The organism is Thalassorhabdus alkalitolerans (assembly GCF_042656525.1).
GTDB classification, from domain to species: domain Bacteria; phylum Bacillota; class Bacilli; order Bacillales; family Marinococcaceae; genus Thalassorhabdus; species Thalassorhabdus alkalitolerans.
Genome location: NZ_JBHSOZ010000003.1, coordinates 200407 through 218234 on the forward strand (window position 1 = coordinate 200407; position 17828 = coordinate 218234).

Consider the following 17828-nt stretch of genomic DNA (forward strand, 5'->3'; position numbering starts at 1 on the left):
TCTTTTGGGGTTAATGATCAAGAGATCCAGGAGGAAGAAGAAGAACATCCCTTCTGCTTACTAAGAGCTGAAGCACAATCAATTAAAGAGCAAGTGAAAGTAAATAGGCTGGTTTAAGTCTCGTTCAATACGAAACTCAAACCAGCCAATGGCCTGCGTAATAAAAATCTAACTTTGTGGAGGATACTGAGACTATTTTGTCACCGTCCTAATAGGAACGAAGGTCGTATGGTGTCTGCTGGTAGACGTAATAATTTAGCCAATTTGAAAACAAAAGATTAGAATGAGCTCTCCATCTAAGCTGAGGCCTTGCCTTTCTGTTGTTTTCCGGGTAATAATTCTCTGGCTCCGCTGTCTTCACTCCCCGGTTGTAATCCCGTTCATATTCATCCTGAAGTGTACAGGTATCATATTCACTGTGGCCTGTCACAAAAATTTGTTTGCCATCTTTTGAGGCGACGATATATACGCCGGCTTCAGGAGATTCAGACAGCACCTGAAGCTCAGGTACCTTGTCTACATCTTCACGCCTGGTACCCGTATATCTGGAATGAGGGACATAAAAAACATCATCAAAGCCTCTCATTAAGCTTTCATTCGGCTTTTCAACAAAATGTTCATAAATACCAAACTGCTTAACAGGAAGTTCATGTTTAGGAACTCCGTAATGATAATACATGCCTGCCTGCGCCCCCCAGCAAATATGAAGGGTGGAAGTTACATTTGATTTGCTCCACTCTAAGATGCTCTTTAGCTCTTCCCAATAAGTAACATCTTCAAAAGGGAGCTTCTCTATAGGCGCTCCGGTTATAATCATTCCGTCAAATTTTCTTTCACGGACTTCATCAAAGGTTTTATAAAAGGAGGCGAGATGCTCAATTGGTGTATTTTTGGATCTGTGTGTATGAGGGTGAAGCAATGAAACATCCAATTGAAGGGGGGTGTTCCCCAACAGCCTGAGCAATTGTGTTTCTGTCGTTTCTTTTATTGGCATTAAGTTTAAAATCAGTATTTTAAGTGGGCGAATATCCTGAGTATAAGCCCTGCTTTCATTCATAATAAATATATTTTCTTTCGACAATATATCTTTTGCGGGTAAATGATCGGGTACCTTAATAGGCATAATTCTCTCCTACTTTCTCTCAATACTCAGCTATCTTTATTGTATATATTTTATAGTGCTCCCTGAAAGATTCGTTTTCAAAAGTTATATCATATGATGAATAGATAAAACCGGAAAGCTCACCACTCAACTGAAAAGCTGACTCTCTACAGCATCAGCTTGATTGGTATCTACCCATTCCAACCGATCTATCATACTTTCATAAAGTTATTCTGTAATTGTTAAAATTATCATAAAACCGAATTTTTCGCAAATCTTTTACAGGATTCATTATACTATTTTATAACATATCTATCTATTGTCTTCTCTATTCTTCTTTTGGAGAAGAGCTGCAACACCTGCTTCCCACCCTGGTCCCCTGTTCCCAAAGGGGTTATATGGGGCCAGTCCCTGGGGGTTCTTTTAGTTTACGTAAATTAAAAAGCAGCCAACTTGACTCCCTCCAGAATAAGTGGTTCTTTCACAAAAGCTTTTATAAAAGAAACATCCGGGATCAACCGGATGTTTGAGAGGAATGCCTTTTTTCTATAGCACGTAGTAATATTTCAGCTTTTTCGCCAGAGATGGTGGTTACACCAAGAGGTTCTTTTTTCCTTCCGTATTCTTCGTGGTGAAAATCTGATCCTCCTGTCCGAAGCAGAGTCTTGTTTGTTTCTTTCTCCAGTTTGGAAGTCAGTTTTTCGTAGTGTTTTCTTTCTTCAGGATCGTGATCTCTGTGTTCAATTTCCACCCCGTCAAGCCCGCTCTGATGCACCCATTTTTCAATGTCTTCATCAAGACCGTAATACCCAGGATGAGCAACGACTGCAAGCCCTCCGGCTTTATGAATAAGTGATATGGCTTCTTCAGGAGTGAATTCTTTTGCCTTCGATACGTAAGCCGGCTTTCCTTCTCCTAAATATTTATCAAATGCCTCTGATACTTCTTTAACGTACCCTCTATCAATCAGTGCTTTTGCTACGTGCGGGCGGCCAACACTGCCCCCGTCCACATAACGGAGTACATCTTCTTCCTGCAATGTAACTCCAGCACCCTGTAAACGTTCAAGCATAACTTCCATACGCTTGTTTCTCATTTGTCGTTGTCCTTCCAGCACTTCTTGAAATGCTGCATCTTCAATATTCACCCCGTAGCCTAGCATGTGAACGCTTTTCCCTTTCCACTTCGTGGAAAGCTCAATGCCTGGAATCACAGTCAGATTCAGCTGTTTCCCTGCCGCCTGCGCTTCTTTTACCCCATTTGTTGTATCATGGTCTGTCAATGCTACGATGTGTAATCCTGCCTCTTTGCACTTTTCCATCAGCTTAGCGGGTGAATAGCCCCCATCTGAAGCCGTAGAGTGCATATGTAAGTCTGCCTGCATCAATTGCTGGTCCACCTCCGCTTTGTTTACGAAGCAGTTTTCACTGCCCAAGCTACTTGCCCTTTTCTCATATGGTCTGTATAGGTAAACTCATAATATGAAGATGGTTCTACTTTAAATGCCAACGTCCCTCTTCTTTGCCCTTCAGGCCGGAGTTGACCTCCAATGAGCCTTTTATCGTCATAGTTGTCATGGTACTCATAAGTATATCCTTCGTCGTTTACGACCAATGTGTTGAATAAAGATATTTCTTTTACTTCTTCAGTGGCATTAAAGAAAGAGACATCAACAACCAAAAAGGTTTCCCCTTCCTCTTCGGTCTCATATGCTTCGTGGACGGTCACATCCATTCCGCCTATTCTTGCCGTTTCACCTTTTTCCAACAGGTGTTCAGACCCCTCCACAATCTGTGCATAGGGGTTATCCGTTAACCCGCTTGTAGTCTGTGACTGAAATAAGACACCTGAGAAAAAACCGAGCAATAAAACAAGTCCAAGTAATACCCCATATTTCACCGTCATGCTAAATCACTCTCTCCATTCTACCTAATCTGTTCCAACATGTTCAAACCTGGTGCCCTTCTCAACAGAAAAGATATGAGACTTTGCTTTTCCATAGAACAAAGCTTAGCATCATTTTATATCACATAGGCGCTTGTTCTCTGTTTTCCACCCCACATCAAAGGAGGCGACCGTTATGGCCACCTTGTTCTAATAAAACAAATATGACGCTTATTTCCCTTCGTTCCACCAATCATCTTGAATGGTAACCGGCAGCTGTCTTTTATGCTCTGTTTGAGTATACCTGGTAATGAGGTTTACTTTCACGGCTTCACTTACCGTTTTGCCTTCCAGGAAATTATCAATATCGTCATAGGTGACTCCCAGAGCTTCTTCATCTGAAATACCTGGTTTATCGCTTTCTAGATCAGCAGTAGGCACCTTCTCGTATAAGTGTGCCGGAGCATCAAGTTTACGTAAAAGCTCTTTTCCCTGCCTTTTGTTCAGACCAAATAACGGTGCGACGTCACAGGCCCCGTCACCATACTTAGTGTAAAATCCAGTAACAGCTTCCGCTGCATGGTCTGTCCCGATCACTAGGCAGCCAAACTCCGCTGCCAAATCGTATTGGGCTTTCATTCTTTCCCTTGCCTTTGTGTTCCCTTTGTTAAAATCACTCATTTTATGGCCCACTGCTTGTTCAAAAGCCTCTTCTGCCGCATCCACTGCTTGTTGAATGTTTATTGTAATTGTCTTTGAAGGGCTGATGTACTTTAGCGCCTGTTGAGCATCATCTTCATCGAACTGTTCGCCATATGGCAGACGAACGGCAATAAAAGAATATTCTTTGTCCTCTTCTTCATTTAATTCCTCAATAGCCATTTGCGCTATTTTACCGGCTAATGTAGAATCCTGCCCCCCCGATATCCCCAATACATATCCAGATACGTGGGCTTTTTTTGCATATGATTTTAAAAACTCTTTTCTCTTATTAATTTCTTCAACAGGATCAATATCCGGCTTCACTTCCAAAGCTTCTACAATCTGCTTCTGTGAAATAGACAATTTAATCACTCCAATGACCATCATTTGCTTATTATTTATCCTACATCCCAGTATACTAAACCATAGCATTAAGGGACATGGTTTCTTTTTTTCAGCTTTAATAATTGGGACTGTTTTCCTTCTTTCTGTAAAATTTCGGCTTGCTTTTCCCCTAACAGGTCAAAATGGGGGTATGGCTTTCGAAGATGAATCCACTCTTCTTTCAGGCCGTATTGCTTTCCCCAGCTGATCAGTGCTTTCACATTTGAACAGCCTACTTTTGTGACTGTATCACAATCCGGAAACCTAGGGTCATACCAAAAATGAGTGATAAATGCGATTTCTCCATTTGAAGCTTTTCGTTTCCATTCTTTGAGTTCTTCTCGCCTGATTCCAAACGCCATAATTTAGCTCCTTTTCCAATTTCCCTGTCTCTTTTTTATATCACACGAAGGCATTTTTGTCTGTTATAACGGAAGAAAATGTTTCTTTGGATTCATAAATGTATGCACGGATGCCGGTGAAGTATATCACATGTTTCTTTTTACATTAAAAAAAGCAGCTCTTTTAAGGAGCTGCCCCTTCCTGCTACCGTCGTTTCGCATCTCTTTCTTCGTCTGCAATTTCTTCATATATATTTCCCAGGCTTTCCTGTCTTCTTGCATTCTTTGCTTCAATTGCTTTTTTGTCTGATTCCTTCAAATCAAGGTTATTCATCGTTTCCTCAGCGGCTTCCATATTCTTAAGGGTGTTATCCTTCATTTTTTCCAGTTTTTCAACGTTATCTGAACGGTCATCAGGTTTAGCCATTTTATTTCCTCCTTCTCATTTGTCCACATTAGTGTGGAATGAGAAGAAGGTTGTTATACATTTTCTTTCACTTGTTTCTTAATCATTTCATACTTCTCGTGCCAGTCAGGAAGATGCTTCTTTATAGAGATGGGCCGGAATGTGTTTTTGCGAATACACACGTGAGTGGTGGTTCCCTTAACACAGAGAATACCTTTTTGGTTGATTATGTTGTAACCGTATGTCACCCGCAGACCATCATAAGCTTCTATCCATGTTTCAGCGGTGATGACATCCCCATAAGTTGACGGAGCCTTATAATCAAGGTTCACATTTGTCACTGGGGACAGTATGCCTTGCTCTTCAAGCTCTTTGTAATTAAAGCCAAGTTCATTGATCAATTTTGTGCGTGCAAGCTCACACCATACGAGATAATTAGAGTGGTGGACGATACCCATTTGATCGGTTTCTGCATATCTGACTTCAATGTTTGCTGCTGCTTTCATTTTTCCAGCTCCTTTTATAACTTAATGTGCAAAGCCTCTGTCACATCCTCTTTTTCCAGTAGTGCATAGTCCCCACTCTCATTACGGTTCAACAACCTGACCGCTTGCTGCTGAAACATTTCTTCTGCAAGATCTTGTGCCAGCCGTCCATTCCCAGGGACCGTTCTTTCTGCCAGATGTTCGAGTAAAGCTTCCCACGCTTCCGGGGTAAAGCGGTATCCGTACTCACTAGCTTTTTTCTTTGTAATTTCAGCCAGCTCTTCGCCTGAATAATCGGGAAACGTAAAAGACTTTTTAAAACGAGATCGCAGTCCTGGATTACTTTCAAGAAGATTCTCCATTGGTTCTGGGTAACCGGATAAAATAACGACCAGGTTTTCTTCATGCTTTGTCATTTCTTCAACAAGCGTGTCAATTGCCTCTCTGCTAAAATCCCCTGCTCCTTTAGGCAGTAATGAATAGGCCTCATCTATAAAGAGTACTCCTCCCAGGGATTCACGGATTTTCTGTTTTGTTTTTAAGGCCGTCTGGCCCACATATCCTGCTACAAGGTCACTCCGTCCGCAGACAACGAGATGCCCTCTTTTTAAAAAGCCCAGTTCCTTTAAGATTTTTGCGTAAATGGCAGCTGTACTTGTTTTTCCCGTACCTGGTCTTCCATTAAAAATCGTGTGAAGAGAAAGAGGAGCAGAAGGAAGGCCTGCCTGTCTTCTTTCTTGCTGCACCTGCACAAAGGAAGCCAGCTTTTTCATTTCTTTTTTTACTTTATCCAGGCCGACAAGTTCGTTTAGCTCTTCTATACCTGCTTGCCGTTCTTTTTCTTGTTCTTTTTTCTTATCTTTCAAATCCTCACTTGTTAACACGGCATAGTCATCCAGGGAAGGTGACTCTTTTTTTCCTGCCTTTGCTCCTTTTTGAAAAATAGCATCAAGAATGATGTTCTTGACAGTACGAGCATTTCCAAACGACTCATCTACCTGCTCAGCTGCAATCCGCTCTTCCAGCGTTCTTTTCCCATCAGCAGATAACGTATAATCATTTGCTAATGCAACCTTATCGCCTATATCAAGCAATTCCTTGAGAGAATAGTCAGAAATATGAATGTGATTACTTTCCGGAAAACGGCTGCGAAGCCCCGGGTTGGCACGTAAAAACTGTCTCATTTCTTCAGGATATCCAGCCAGAATAAGAGAAAACGTCCCTGCATACTCACTGCTTGTAATGGCGGACACCACCGTGTCAATGGCGGTTTGTCCATAATCGTTGCCAGTCATGCCTTCTCTTTTCAAGCTGTAGGCTTCATCTATAAAAAGAACTCCTCCTACTGCTTCTTTGATTAAATTAAGAGTCTTTTCTTCAGTCTGGCCTACATAAGAGCCAACTAAATGTGAGCGGTCCGCTTCTAAAACCTCTTCCCTGGGCAACAGTCCAACATCATGATAAATTTTAGCGAGCAAGCGGGCAAGCATGGTTTTTCCAGTGCCAGGATTCCCGGTTAAGATCATGTTTAAGCTTAATTCATCCTGAAGGACAAAACCTTCTTCTTTTCTTCTTTTCTGGTATTGCAGATAATAATACAACTGATGAACCCGGTCCTTTACCTCCTGCAGGCCAATTAACTGATCTAACTCCTGCAGGGGACTGTCATCTTCTTTTCTGTCTTTGAACCCTTCAAAATGAGAATGCCATTCCCTGGAAATATGATTAATCTCCTGCAACGCATCTTTCATCTCTTTCACATGTTCAGGGGAATAAAAGGTGCCGGTCGCCGTCTCCTGATAGAGCCGTGATGATTCCTGTAACAAACGGAGACGCTCTAACCCCTTGATCAGTATTTGATACGCTTCTTCTGCAAAATCTGCCTCTTGCTCCTTGTCCGCTTTCTCAAACATCACCTTTGCTCTTTTGAGAGCCTCGCTCTGAGCCTTCATTTCCTCTATTTGGGAAGAGGAAGCGGTGTATAGCTGTTCAGCTGTTTTTTTTCTTGCAGAACTCTGGTCTGTCTCTCTTATCGAAGGAAGGTTGTTAGGAAAGAGGGTCTGCTCTGCTCTCCAAAGAATATCCTGTCCTTTGATTATAAGAAATAAAGGATAGTTCTCATTGCGCTTCTCACCTTTATCCATCCAATCACGAATAAGAGGATCTATTTTTTTTACTTGCTTAAAACGGGTGTATGACATGAAAGCGTATAAGACGCCTATAAATGGTTCCACATCATTCTCGTCACCCGACAATTTATCAATATAATTCCTGGCTTTCTCCATGGAAAAAAGACTTAGATCTTTTTCCCACGCCTTTATTTCATCTATGATTTCAGTTTTTTCTTGCTGAGTCATACAATCACCTATCTTTACATGAATCACGTTCTATTGTCAGCCTGCAAGGTATCGTCTGAGCCTTATCCTGCCTTTTTCCGAAAGAAAGGAACGGGCTTTACCTGAGGCCCTATCACTTTTGTCCCTAAAGTTACTCCAGAAAAAACAAGAAGTGCTCCTGCTAAATGTATCATGCCAAAGGATTCATTTAAAAATATTACCGCCATCACTACTGCTGAAACAGGCATCACATTTATAAATAATGCTGCCTTCGAAGCTCCGATTTGTTGTATCCCGTCATAGTACATAACAAAACTGATCACTGTCACAAAAACACTCATATGTAAGATGGCCAGCCAGGAAGAAGGTGAGGCTTCCAACCAGCTGAGAGGAGAAGCTTCATATAAGGAGAAAGGCAAAAGAAAGATTGTTCCGAACATGACAGCATAAGTAGTCGAAACTACAGGGCTGAACTTCTTTAATACCACTTTTCCAAGCACGCTGTACAATGCCCATGTTACCACTGCTAAAAGCAAAATAATATCAATCGCTTCTAAGCCGCCAGTTATAATGGCTCCCATGTTTCCTTCACTTATAATCGTTGCTGCACCGCTTAGTGCCAAAATCATTCCTGCGATTTGAAACCGAGTAACTCGCTCTTTCAAGAAAAGAATCGACAATAGTAAAATCAAAACAGGGTTGGTGGCAATAAACAATGAACTTTTTACCACAGGAGCATACATGCTTGCAAGAAAAAAGCAGACATTGTAGATGAAAATTCCTGTTAACCCAAGAAGAGCAAAGAACAGCCAGTCTCTTCGAGTAACCACAGGACGCTTTGGTTCCATTTTCCACATGAGAGGAAACAACAAGACCGCGGCAAAGAAAAAACGGAGAAACGCAACAGTAAAAGGTCCAAAATCTTCCACAGCTATTTTCCCGGCAATAAAGCCGCTCCCCCACATTGACGTTGCAAAAACAAGCATGACATAAACCAGCCACTTTGGACGTTCTTTCATTGTTCTATCCTCTTCTCTCTAAAGTGCTATGTATTCCACTTTTTATTGTATCATTTTTTCGGCTTTCGAAAGAGCCGGGCCCGTTCCATCAAAAAAACCGCCTTTTACTGACGGTTTTTCACGGAAATCCATATCACTCGCCTGAGTAGAAAGCCAATGAAAATGGCAGCAATGACTCCTATTAATGCGCCGAGGGTATTTAATATGACATCGTCAACATTGGCCACTCTGTGCGTAAAGATAAACTGGTTCACTTCAATAAAAGTAGAAACAAGCATAGCGGCAACAGGAATGGTCAAGATTGCTCTGCTTTTTTTTCTGCTTAACAAACCCAAAATGAAACCAAAAGGAATAAAAAGCACAATGTTCCCTGCTAATATGCGGAGGGGGTCTGCTAGCCCCGGGCTGAACACAGCAATTCTATAAATGCTGCGAAAGGGAACGAGATTGTAATTTCTCCCGCCTGGACCCTGTGGCCCAAAGGAAGCTCCGTAATTCCATGCTAACAATGTGACATAGAAAAGAACTGCCATATAAATAATAAATACAGCCCAAAGCAACGGGGTTATGACAGACCTTATTTTTTTATCGTTTATTTCCGTCTGGAGAATATGTATCACTCCCCCTGTTATTCAATTAATAGGTGCATGTTTATTATGAAATGATCTATAATCATTGACAATGTATTTTTATAGTGCCTGTTCGACACACCTTTACCCTGCAAGACAATACCATAATCCTTTCCTCTGTTTCTTAAGCATTAAGAGACTAAGAAAATCATTTAATTCGGTTAATTCGTCGCGTTATGTAATACGAAAGACTAAGCAAATACATAAACCATTCTCTACAAAAAAAACCAGAAAGAGCAACAGGCTCCTGCTGGTACGATGATACTATTATCTGACTGCTCTGCGATTTTCCCATCTTTCCTCAAGTTCTTCAAGCATCTTTTTGTCCTTCATGATTTCCACTTTATTTACCTTCACTAATTCTTCAAAGGTTAAACGCTTAATTTTTCTCAATATTCTTCACTCCTTTTTCTCCATTATGGAAAAAAAAGATTCATCTTATACCTGTTGTTTAGGGCTGATATACCAGCCCGATGTTTCATCGATGGTCAGTAAAAAGATTTCATGAGGATTTCTATGCCCGCGTTTTAACAGTTCTTCTTTCAGCCAATCTATGGATCCTAATTCCTTAAGATTGGCATGAATAATTTTCCCGTCCTCAATAATGACCTTAGGATAACCTTTATCTTTAGGGTCCATGTTCATGTCTGTTGGGGTAAGAGCCTGATTGGCACTCTTTTTAATTACACTTATTTGGCCGTTTGCCTCAAGAATGGCATAATCCACTTCATTTAAATCTGATGCATCCCTCAGCCGCAAGTCCATTAATAGTGATTCTATTGTGACTTTTGCCTTTTTTAATTGGTCATGCAGAATTTTTCCTTTTTCTATGACAATGAGAGGCTCGTCTTCAATTACTCTTCTGAAGCGGGGTGTTTTTAATGCGGTATAGGTAAGGGTAAAGTGAAAGGCTGCTATTAATCCTGCTGATGCTAACGGACCACCCAATGGAAGATCACCGCTTGATAAAGGCTCCCCGACAATATCACCGATCACGACACCAAAAATAAAATCTAAAGGATCAATAGAGCCCATTGATCGCTGACCTAGTATCTTTACCATGAGAAAGATATAAATGTAGACGATAATAGCCCTAATTACAAATCCTGTGATTGGAAGTGCTTCTGAACCTGTCCAGAATTCCAGGATTCTCACCTCAATTTCTTACCATTTTTTGGAACTGTCCATTTTATCTTGTTCAATTTCAGCGTATGACATATGCTTTCGTTCTTCAGCTTCCTGGCCGGGAGAAACATACTGCTCTTCTTTCTTTTTTGTCTGTTTCTTCTCTTTCATACATCCTCCACCTTTCTTTTTCTGGTTTTATTGTGTACGATTTTTCTTTACGTTATGAAATTTTATAATACGGTACGTGAAATTTAAGTTAAACAAGGGATGATTCATACTTCTTTGAGGAGGAACTTTCTGATGACTGAGAAGTATTAAGAGCCATTACATAAAAAGACCTCTGATTGCTGTTTGGATGCTTTACGTAGGACACGAAAAGAATTTGCACACAAATAACCCCACTTTACAAACTCGTGAGGTTATTTTACTATCATTAAATTTCATTCCATTTTTATTTTTTAGGTCCTCGTCGTTAATTAGGAAATTTGTTGCCCTTCAGCCTTTGAAGTTTGGCCTGTTTGAATCTAAACAGCTCCTTACGCAGTACTTAATCCAACATCTCACAATACGAGCGATAAAAAGGAGATAGCTGTTTTCACACCGCTGTTTTGAACTTTCTTAATCGTAAAGTATTTAGGACCACTGACACTGAACTAAATGCCATAGCCGCTCCTGCCAGCATTGGATTTAACAAAATTCCAAAGAAGGGATATAAAAGACCTGCCGCTACTGGAATTAACACTACGTTATAGCCAAATGCCCAGGTAAGGTTTTGCCAAATCATTTTCATTGTTGACTTGGATAAACGCAAGGCCGTTGCGATACTTGTTATATCTCCACGCATCAGTGTGATGTTGGCGGTTTCCATAGCCACGTCTGTGCCAGTACCGATAGCAATACCAATATCCGCTTGTGCCAAAGCTGGGGCATCATTAATCCCATCACCAACCATAGCAACCAACTTTCCTTGGTCTTGCAACTTTTTAACTTCCTCTGCTTTGTGCTCTGGCAATACTTCAGCAATAAAGTGATCAATTCCAGCTTCCTTGGCGATGGCTTTTGCCGTACGCTCATGATCTCCTGTTAACATAATCACATCAATTCCCATGGACTTAAGTCGTTTTATCCCAGGGATAGTATCTTTCTTGAGGGTATCTGCAACAGCAATCACCCCTGCAAACTCTCCGTTCACTGCCACATACATAGGGGTTTTCCCTTTGTCAGCCAACTGTGTGGCTTTTTCCTCAAATGCCTTTAACTCAATGTTATACTGCCTCATTAATTTTACGTTGCCAATCAATACGTCTTTTCCTTCCACCTCTGCTCTTAAACCTTGGCCTACAATGGCTTCAAAGGATTCAGGTTTTTGAATCTCTATACCCCTTGTCTGCGCTCCTTCAACGATTGCCTCCCCTAATGGATGTTCGGAACTAGTCTCCACAGAAGCAGCGATTTGCAATAATTCATTTTCAGAAAAACCGTTAGGAGTAGGAAGCACATCAGTTAGTTTAGGCTTACCTTCTGTAATGGTACCTGTTTTATCTAAGATCACAGTTTCTACTTTATGAGCACGTTCCAGGCTAGTGGCATCTTTAATTAATATTCCATTTTCTGCCCCCTTTTCCGTACCCACCATAATCGCTGTGGGTGTAGCCAAACCAAGAGCACAAGGGCATGCAATAATGAGTATCGCAATAAATGTTGTCAGGGCGAAAATAAGGGATGGTTCTGGACCGATAAAATACCAAGTAATAAATGAAAGAACAGCAAAAATGACAACCGCTGGAACAAAATAAGCTGAAATGACATCCACTACCCGTTGGATAGGTGCTTTGGACCCTTGGGCCTCACTGACCATTCTCACAATTTGGGCTAAGGCAGTTTCTTGCCCCACTTTTGTTGCACGGAAGGTAAAGCTTCCGGATTTGTTAATAGTAGCCCCAATCACTTTATCTCCCTCAGTTTTCTCTATTGGCAGTGATTCACCGGTTAACATCGACTCATCCACTGCAGACCTTCCTTGAAGTATCGTTCCATCTACTGGAATACGCTCACCCGGTCGTACAAGAACATGATCATTAATTTGTACCTCTTCTACTGGTAGCTCAAGTTCTTCCCCGTCTCGAACTATTCTTGCTGTCTTTGCTTGCAAACTCATTAATTTTTTTATCGCTGTAGATGTTTGCCCTTTTGCTTTTACTTCAAAGTAACGACCTAACAGAATAAGTGTAGTAATAACAGTCGTTACATCATAGTAGAGTTGGTAAGGAAATCCCATTTCCGTAAGCTGACTTGGAAACAAGGTCATAGCCCCGCTATAAACCCAAGCGGCCGTTGTTCCCATAGCCACAAGTACATTCATGTCAGCTGATTTATTTTTCAGCACTTTATAACTGTTCTTATAGAATCTCCACCCAGGTACTAGCTGGATATAGGTGGTTAATAACAATAAAAAGAACGGACTTGCAATAGCAGTAGGTACCCAATTACCCCATTCGTGCATCATATGTGGAATGCTTCCGATTAAAACAATTGAGGTAAGGATAGCTGCAATTGTAAAGTCTTTAAACAATTTCTTTGTTTCTTCTTCATTTTCATCTCTAAACTCTCTATTTGCTTTTTCTTCGATTAAAGTAGCTTTATATCCAGTCTTATCAATTGCCTCTATTACACTTTCAACAGAAAGCACTTCTTTTTCGCCGGTAACTTGAGCTTGATTTGAAGCTAAGTTTACATTTACTTCGTGTATACCTTCCACTTTTAAAACAGCTTTTTCGATTCTGTTGACACAAGAAGCACAGCTCATCCCTTCGATTGAAAAGGTAAGTTTCCGGCGAGTTTGCTCCTCTTGTATTTGTCTTGCACTATACCCAGCTTTATCAATGGCTTCAACAATCTGAGGGGCGGATACTTCCTTTTCGTCCCCTTTCACTTGTGCTTGGTTTAACGCCAAGTTCACACTTACTGAATGTACTCCTTTGAGTTTGGATATCTCTTTTTCTATTCGATTCACACAAGAAGCACAACTCATTCCCTGAATTGAAAACGTCCTGACAGTCATATCTTCCTCTCCTTTTCTACGTATAAGGAAATTCAATTTATTGAGATACTTTTAACGTTTTTTTGTCGCTAATTTCACGGCAAAATAAATAACAAGCCCAATGAAAAATAAACAAAGGAAAACGAAAAATATCATTCCCCAACCCATCATGCTCCAACCAAATTCATTCATCATTTACAACCACGTCCTTTAGCGTTTTTTTCATTTTATCTAAAATGTTTAAGAGCCATAGTGACTATTCTCACTAAAGGAAGGAAAATAAAGAAGGCAATCGTAATTATTTTAATAATACAATACCCCCGTATGGTATGTAAAGGGCACATTAATATTATATTTGCGCTGGTATTATAGAAGTAAAAAACCTTCTCTTTAGTAAAGAGAAGGCCACAGAGGTGAGATTTAAGAATCTACACTGTAACCTAGATCCTCAATCATTTCTTTAATTTGTTTCCGTTTTATTTGGGTAGCATCAAAAGAAACTTCCACTACACCTTTCTCGAGTTCAACTTTCACTTCTTCCACACCATCTAGATCTCCAACGCTGTTTTCCACAGAGGATACACAATGACCGCAAGTCATTCCTTTAACATGAAACGTTTCCGTTAGCATTACATCCACCTCCTTTTCCAGTCGTATTCACTACTTAACTAATCGTTGAAAAACATCCATTAACTCGCTTATTGCCTCATCACCGCTATTTTCTTTTACCGCTTTAGAGACACAATGGGTAGTATGGTCTTCTAAAAGAGCTAGTGATACTTTATTTACAGCAGAATTTATAGCTGCAATTTGGTTTAATATATCAACACAGTAACGATCTTCTTCAACCATCTTATGAACTCCACGAACTTGACCCTCAATTCGTTTCAGTCGATTCAATAATTGTTGTTTATTTGGCTGGACTACCCTTTTAGGAGATGGGTTAGAGAGGTCTTCCATCTATTTCACGCCCTTCTTGATAAACATTCTTTCAAAACTAGTTATACAATATGTGATCAGTTATATGACCGAATAACATACCACTATATAGATCTTACTATACCCCCGTTATGTATCTCAAGAATGAAATAAAAGTCCAGAAGAATAATTCGGACTTTTATTTCATTCTTTCTTCTCTGGTTTCTATAACTTCCAGCTTCAAGATCCTGAATTTTTCCAAAGGTTCTATTAATTGATTTGGGTAATACGGGGTTGGGTTTGTGTTTAAGAAAAACTCTTTTTCCTTCATTTCTTCTTGGGCATAATTTTTAAACCCATAGTCTAGTAACCTTATGGTATCTTGATAACTCTGATCGGCAGTTCCGGCATTTAACACAACAACAATAAGTTCACGGTTATTTCTTTCGGCTGCGGTTACTAAGGTAAACCCAGACCTTTGGACAAAACCATTTTTAACCCCAAATGCACCATCATAGTTCCAAAGCATCCGATTGTGATTAAAAATGGTTGTTTCCCATCCCTTACCATTCCATTCCATTTCTTTTGTTGCTACAATTTCCCGGAAATCCTCATTAGATAAAGCATACCTCGTAATCTCAGCCATGTCATAGGCTGTAGTGTAATGATTTTCATTAAATAGTCCGTGAGGGTTCGTGAAATTGGTGTTCTGTAGATCTAAACGTTTTCTTATAAATTCATTCATTTTCTCAGAAAAGTCTTCTTCACTTCCAGCCAGGTGCTCAGCAATCGCATGACCCGCGTCGTTCCCGGAACTAATCATGAGTCCTTGGACTAATCGTTCTAATGAGACGACTTCATCCTCTAGAAGATATACCCTTGTGCCTTCTATTGTTGTCGTTTCTTCACTAATTATTACTTGTTCTTGTGGCTTTCCCATTTCTAATGCAAGAATGCCAGTAACAATCTTTGTAATGGATGCCGGGTACATCTGTTTTTCGCCTTGTTTTTTATATATTATTTCCCCATTTTTTCCATCCATTAAAAGAACAGATTCACTATAAAGGTCCAGGCGCTCTTGGGCAGAGGAAGAAAGCGGTGAATGGTAAAATAACAAATAAACAATGATAGCTGTAACTAAGATTTTAGCTAGTAAAAACATAACTTCTCTCCCTTTTATTTGGTAGGTAAAAAATATAACATCGTTTAAGTTCAGAGAAAGCACGATGTTACTTTACCTATAAAATATGAAGATATGATGAAGATTGATGATTTATTAGTTTTCTTGTAAAAATTCTTTGACCTTTGTCAGAAAACGTCCTTCATTCAAAGTGTTTAACTAAAAAAACTGTTGAGAAGAATACTCAACAGTTCCTTTATCCTTACCGCTTATCTTTACTTAAGGGGACCATTCCACTCTTCCATTCCTCCACCAAAATTAAATACATCTTGAAAACCTTGTTCGACAAGATAATCGGCACTTTCTATACCCATCCGTCCTGTATGACAAATAAAATTTACCTTGGCTGCAAAGGCAGGCTGAAATAAATAGGATCAACCTGCCTACGCGCATAGTGGAAGGTTACTTAACACCTCTTTTATTCCGGTTTATTTGGAGCATTAGGGTCTGGAGTAAAGGAGGGTTCAAACCCTTCGTACTTAATTTCACTAGCCATTCCATTACTTGCATGATGGAACTCATGGCAATGGAACAGCCAATTTCCTGGATTATCAGCCTCAAGGATGATTTCATACTCTTCCCCTTCTCGAACGTTTAACGTTTCCATTATGATAGGAGAACCGGAAACCTTTTCACCATTTCTAGAAATAACTTGGAAGAAATGACCGTGCAAGTGCATCGGATGATCCACTTCTGTCTCGTTTGCAATGGTCATTTTTACCACATCGCCTTCTTCAACTTCATACACTTCATGCCCTTCGGCTGTTTCCGTATCCATTTTTTTATTATTGATGGTAAAAATTTCCCCACCATCTTCCGAGTCTAGGACCATATCGAATTCTTTGGTTACTTCATCTAGGTTGAGAGATTCAGCAAGTTTTCCATAGGATAAAATATCAAATTCAGCTTCAGCCTCTCTTGTAGCAAGCTCTTCCTCTGTATAATCCTCATATACAAATGGTAGAACTGTGTGTAAGTTATCTTTATTTGTATCAGCAAATATTTCGACTCCGTAAGCTCCCGGGTTGTTAGCTTCTATTTCAATATCTACTCGTTCAGCAGCGCCTAAAGTTACCGAGGTATTAGAAAGAGTCTCAGGTTCATTGACTTTTTGTCCATCATAATGAGTCACTTTGAAATTATGATCAGGGATTTGAATAACTTGTGTAAACAAACCTGCATTTACAAAACGCAGCTTCACTGCATCTCCTTCTTGCACTTCTACTCTTTCAATTTCAGGAGATGCTTTACCATTAATGAGCATGGTATCGTACATATGTGCCATCATTTCATCATGCGTCATCTCTTCTACCGCACCGTGCGACTCATGATCCATCATGCCTTCCATATTGCCGCGATCCTCCATGCCTTCCATCATAGAAGAGTAATCATCTAAGACTAATACCTCGTCGATGTCATACTTTTGATCGTCCTCTGTTTCAATAACAAGGGGACCATATAACCCTTTTTCTACTTGGGTGGCTCCATCTTGATGAGAATGGTACCAATACGTTCCAGGAGCATCCGCGGTAAATTCGTAGGTAAAGGAATCGCCGGGCATCACAACATTTTGAGAAATCCCTGGAACACCATCCATCTCATGATCCAACGGAATGCCGTGCAGATGGAGTGCAGTAGGAACAGGTAAATCATTTTTCAGTTTTATTTCTACCTCTTCCCCTTCTTGGACTCTTATTTCTTCGCCAGGCAAAGTGTTGTTATAAACCCAGGCGTCAAAAGAAAGGTCTTCATTTAGAGACCACTCTTCCTCAGACGCTGTTAAATGAACGGTGGTTTTTCCCTCCTCGTTTTCACTAGTCGAAGTATCGCTATCTGAATTCTCAATTGCTATCGCCTCTCCAGTGACATCGCCAGTCTCGTTTATTTCTTCATCTACACTCTCGTTTGAACAAGCTGCTACTAATAAAACAGTAGAGAAAAAAAGAATATACTTTTTGTTATTTTTCATATTCACCCTCCTCCATGAGTTGTTATTGTGACATGGAAATGTGAAAAGATTATGTAGTTAAATAATTTAAACAGAGGGCACAAAGAGTAGTACTTGTAACAAAAAGTAACATCTTGGGGGTAAACAAAAGTTTGTAGAAGATTGATATGAAACTTTCTAAATTTATTATAGAATCCTATTATAAAATACCCCTGATAAGAAATACTCATAATAATCTCACTATAAGGTCTAGGTAACACCCAGGTAACAGCAAAAGAGATCCTGAGTAGACCTGGGATCTCTTTTTATTTTCACCTTTTGAATTT

18 protein-coding genes are annotated in these 17828 nt (G+C 40.1%); all 18 read right to left on the bottom strand.

All coding sequences use genetic code 11. The features are described 5' to 3' along the window. Window positions 1-208 precede the first annotated feature (208 nt). Window positions 209-1123 carry a homoserine O-acetyltransferase MetA gene (gene metA / locus ACFPU1_RS03620; RefSeq protein ID WP_385938733.1) on the bottom strand — a complete coding sequence of 305 codons (915 nt, stop codon included), beginning with the start codon at window positions 1121-1123 and terminating at the stop codon, window positions 209-211. Between the two features lie 493 nt (window positions 1124-1616). Then, window positions 1617-2486 carry a PHP domain-containing protein gene (locus tag ACFPU1_RS03625; protein ID WP_054637011.1) on the bottom strand — a complete coding sequence of 290 codons (870 nt, stop codon included), beginning with the start codon at window positions 2484-2486 and terminating at the stop codon, window positions 1617-1619. 26 nt (window positions 2487-2512) lie between these two features. Beyond that, the gene (locus ACFPU1_RS03630) at window positions 2513-3007 is read right to left on the bottom strand and encodes a DUF4352 domain-containing protein (protein ID WP_100399120.1); all 495 of its coding nucleotides are present in this window, start codon (window positions 3005-3007) and stop codon (window positions 2513-2515) included. A 210-nt stretch (window positions 3008-3217) separates the two neighbouring features. Next, window positions 3218-4051 carry an ammonia-dependent NAD(+) synthetase gene (nadE, locus tag ACFPU1_RS03635; RefSeq protein WP_385938737.1) on the bottom strand — a complete coding sequence of 278 codons (834 nt, stop codon included), beginning with the start codon at window positions 4049-4051 and terminating at the stop codon, window positions 3218-3220. 68 nt (window positions 4052-4119) lie between these two features. After that, window positions 4120-4434 carry a hypothetical protein gene (locus ACFPU1_RS03640; RefSeq protein ID WP_385938740.1) on the bottom strand — a complete coding sequence of 105 codons (315 nt, stop codon included), beginning with the start codon at window positions 4432-4434 and terminating at the stop codon, window positions 4120-4122. Window positions 4435-4618: 184 nt separating this feature from the next. Further along, window positions 4619-4840: a small acid-soluble spore protein Tlp gene (gene tlp / locus ACFPU1_RS03645; RefSeq protein WP_100399122.1), complete on the bottom strand. Its 222-nt coding sequence runs from the start codon at window positions 4838-4840 to the stop codon at window positions 4619-4621. A 53-nt stretch (window positions 4841-4893) separates the two neighbouring features. Then, entirely contained in the window at window positions 4894-5325 is a 432-nt protein-coding gene (locus ACFPU1_RS03650) for an acyl-CoA thioesterase (protein ID WP_385938743.1), read from the bottom strand. Window positions 5326-5339: 14 nt separating this feature from the next. After that, the gene (locus ACFPU1_RS03655) at window positions 5340-7661 is read right to left on the bottom strand and encodes an AAA family ATPase (RefSeq protein WP_385938746.1); all 2322 of its coding nucleotides are present in this window, start codon (window positions 7659-7661) and stop codon (window positions 5340-5342) included. 62 nt (window positions 7662-7723) lie between these two features. Continuing rightward, on the bottom strand, window positions 7724-8659 hold the full coding sequence (locus ACFPU1_RS03660) for a DMT family transporter (RefSeq protein ID WP_385938749.1): 936 nt from the start codon (window positions 8657-8659) through the stop codon (window positions 7724-7726). A 104-nt stretch (window positions 8660-8763) separates the two neighbouring features. Beyond that, a complete protein-coding gene (locus ACFPU1_RS03665) occupies window positions 8764-9279 on the bottom strand; it encodes a VanZ family protein (protein ID WP_385938752.1) in 516 nt (171 codons plus the stop codon). 276 nt (window positions 9280-9555) lie between these two features. After that, a complete protein-coding gene (locus ACFPU1_RS03670; RefSeq protein ID WP_083465515.1) occupies window positions 9556-9681 on the bottom strand; it encodes an FbpB family small basic protein in 126 nt (41 codons plus the stop codon). Window positions 9682-9726: 45 nt separating this feature from the next. After that, the gene (locus ACFPU1_RS03675) at window positions 9727-10437 is read right to left on the bottom strand and encodes a DUF421 domain-containing protein (protein WP_054637048.1); all 711 of its coding nucleotides are present in this window, start codon (window positions 10435-10437) and stop codon (window positions 9727-9729) included. Window positions 10438-10452: 15 nt separating this feature from the next. Beyond that, complete coding sequence (locus ACFPU1_RS03680) at window positions 10453-10584, bottom strand: hypothetical protein (protein WP_385938757.1); 132 nt, start codon at window positions 10582-10584, stop codon at window positions 10453-10455. A 427-nt stretch (window positions 10585-11011) separates the two neighbouring features. Continuing rightward, window positions 11012-13477, bottom strand: a complete 2466-nt coding sequence (locus tag ACFPU1_RS03685; RefSeq protein ID WP_385938760.1) for a heavy metal translocating P-type ATPase — start codon at window positions 13475-13477, stop codon at window positions 11012-11014. 399 nt (window positions 13478-13876) lie between these two features. Then, entirely contained in the window at window positions 13877-14086 is a 210-nt protein-coding gene (gene copZ, locus ACFPU1_RS03690) for a copper chaperone CopZ (protein WP_385938763.1), read from the bottom strand. Between the two features lie 30 nt (window positions 14087-14116). Next, on the bottom strand, window positions 14117-14416 hold the full coding sequence (locus ACFPU1_RS03695) for a metal-sensitive transcriptional regulator (protein WP_385938766.1): 300 nt from the start codon (window positions 14414-14416) through the stop codon (window positions 14117-14119). Between the two features lie 157 nt (window positions 14417-14573). Beyond that, window positions 14574-15536 (bottom strand): D-alanyl-D-alanine carboxypeptidase family protein, encoded by a 963-nt coding sequence (locus ACFPU1_RS03700; protein WP_385938769.1) that lies wholly within the window; start codon window positions 15534-15536, stop codon window positions 14574-14576. A 436-nt stretch (window positions 15537-15972) separates the two neighbouring features. Then, window positions 15973-17523 carry a multicopper oxidase family protein gene (locus ACFPU1_RS03705; protein ID WP_385938772.1) on the bottom strand — a complete coding sequence of 517 codons (1551 nt, stop codon included), beginning with the start codon at window positions 17521-17523 and terminating at the stop codon, window positions 15973-15975. Between the last annotated feature and the right edge of the window lie 305 nt (window positions 17524-17828).

Excerpts from the sequence above, each read along its gene's own strand:
- ACFPU1_RS03625 (WP_054637011.1), bottom strand. The coding sequence starts at position 2,486 with ATGCAGGCAGACTTACATATGCACTCTACGGCTTCAGATGGGGGCTAT.
- copZ (WP_385938763.1), bottom strand. The coding sequence starts at position 14,086 with ATGCTAACGGAAACGTTTCATGTTAAAGGAATGACTTGCGGTCATTGT.
- ACFPU1_RS03630 (WP_100399120.1), bottom strand. The coding sequence starts at position 3,007 with ATGACGGTGAAATATGGGGTATTACTTGGACTTGTTTTATTGCTCGGT.
- ACFPU1_RS03705 (WP_385938772.1), bottom strand. The coding sequence starts at position 17,523 with ATGAAAAATAACAAAAAGTATATTCTTTTTTTCTCTACTGTTTTATTA.
- metA (WP_385938733.1), bottom strand. The coding sequence starts at position 1,123 with ATGCCTATTAAGGTACCCGATCATTTACCCGCAAAAGATATATTGTCG.
- tlp (WP_100399122.1), bottom strand. The coding sequence starts at position 4,840 with ATGGCTAAACCTGATGACCGTTCAGATAACGTTGAAAAACTGGAAAAA.
- ACFPU1_RS03700 (WP_385938769.1), bottom strand. The coding sequence starts at position 15,536 with ATGTTTTTACTAGCTAAAATCTTAGTTACAGCTATCATTGTTTATTTG.
- ACFPU1_RS03695 (WP_385938766.1), bottom strand. The coding sequence starts at position 14,416 with ATGGAAGACCTCTCTAACCCATCTCCTAAAAGGGTAGTCCAGCCAAAT.
- ACFPU1_RS03655 (WP_385938746.1), bottom strand. The coding sequence starts at position 7,661 with ATGACTCAGCAAGAAAAAACTGAAATCATAGATGAAATAAAGGCGTGG.
- ACFPU1_RS03660 (WP_385938749.1), bottom strand. The coding sequence starts at position 8,659 with ATGAAAGAACGTCCAAAGTGGCTGGTTTATGTCATGCTTGTTTTTGCA.
- ACFPU1_RS03640 (WP_385938740.1), bottom strand. The coding sequence starts at position 4,434 with ATGGCGTTTGGAATCAGGCGAGAAGAACTCAAAGAATGGAAACGAAAA.
- ACFPU1_RS03685 (WP_385938760.1), bottom strand. The coding sequence starts at position 13,477 with ATGACTGTCAGGACGTTTTCAATTCAGGGAATGAGTTGTGCTTCTTGT.
- ACFPU1_RS03650 (WP_385938743.1), bottom strand. The coding sequence starts at position 5,325 with ATGAAAGCAGCAGCAAACATTGAAGTCAGATATGCAGAAACCGATCAA.
- ACFPU1_RS03680 (WP_385938757.1), bottom strand. The coding sequence starts at position 10,584 with ATGAAAGAGAAGAAACAGACAAAAAAGAAAGAAGAGCAGTATGTTTCT.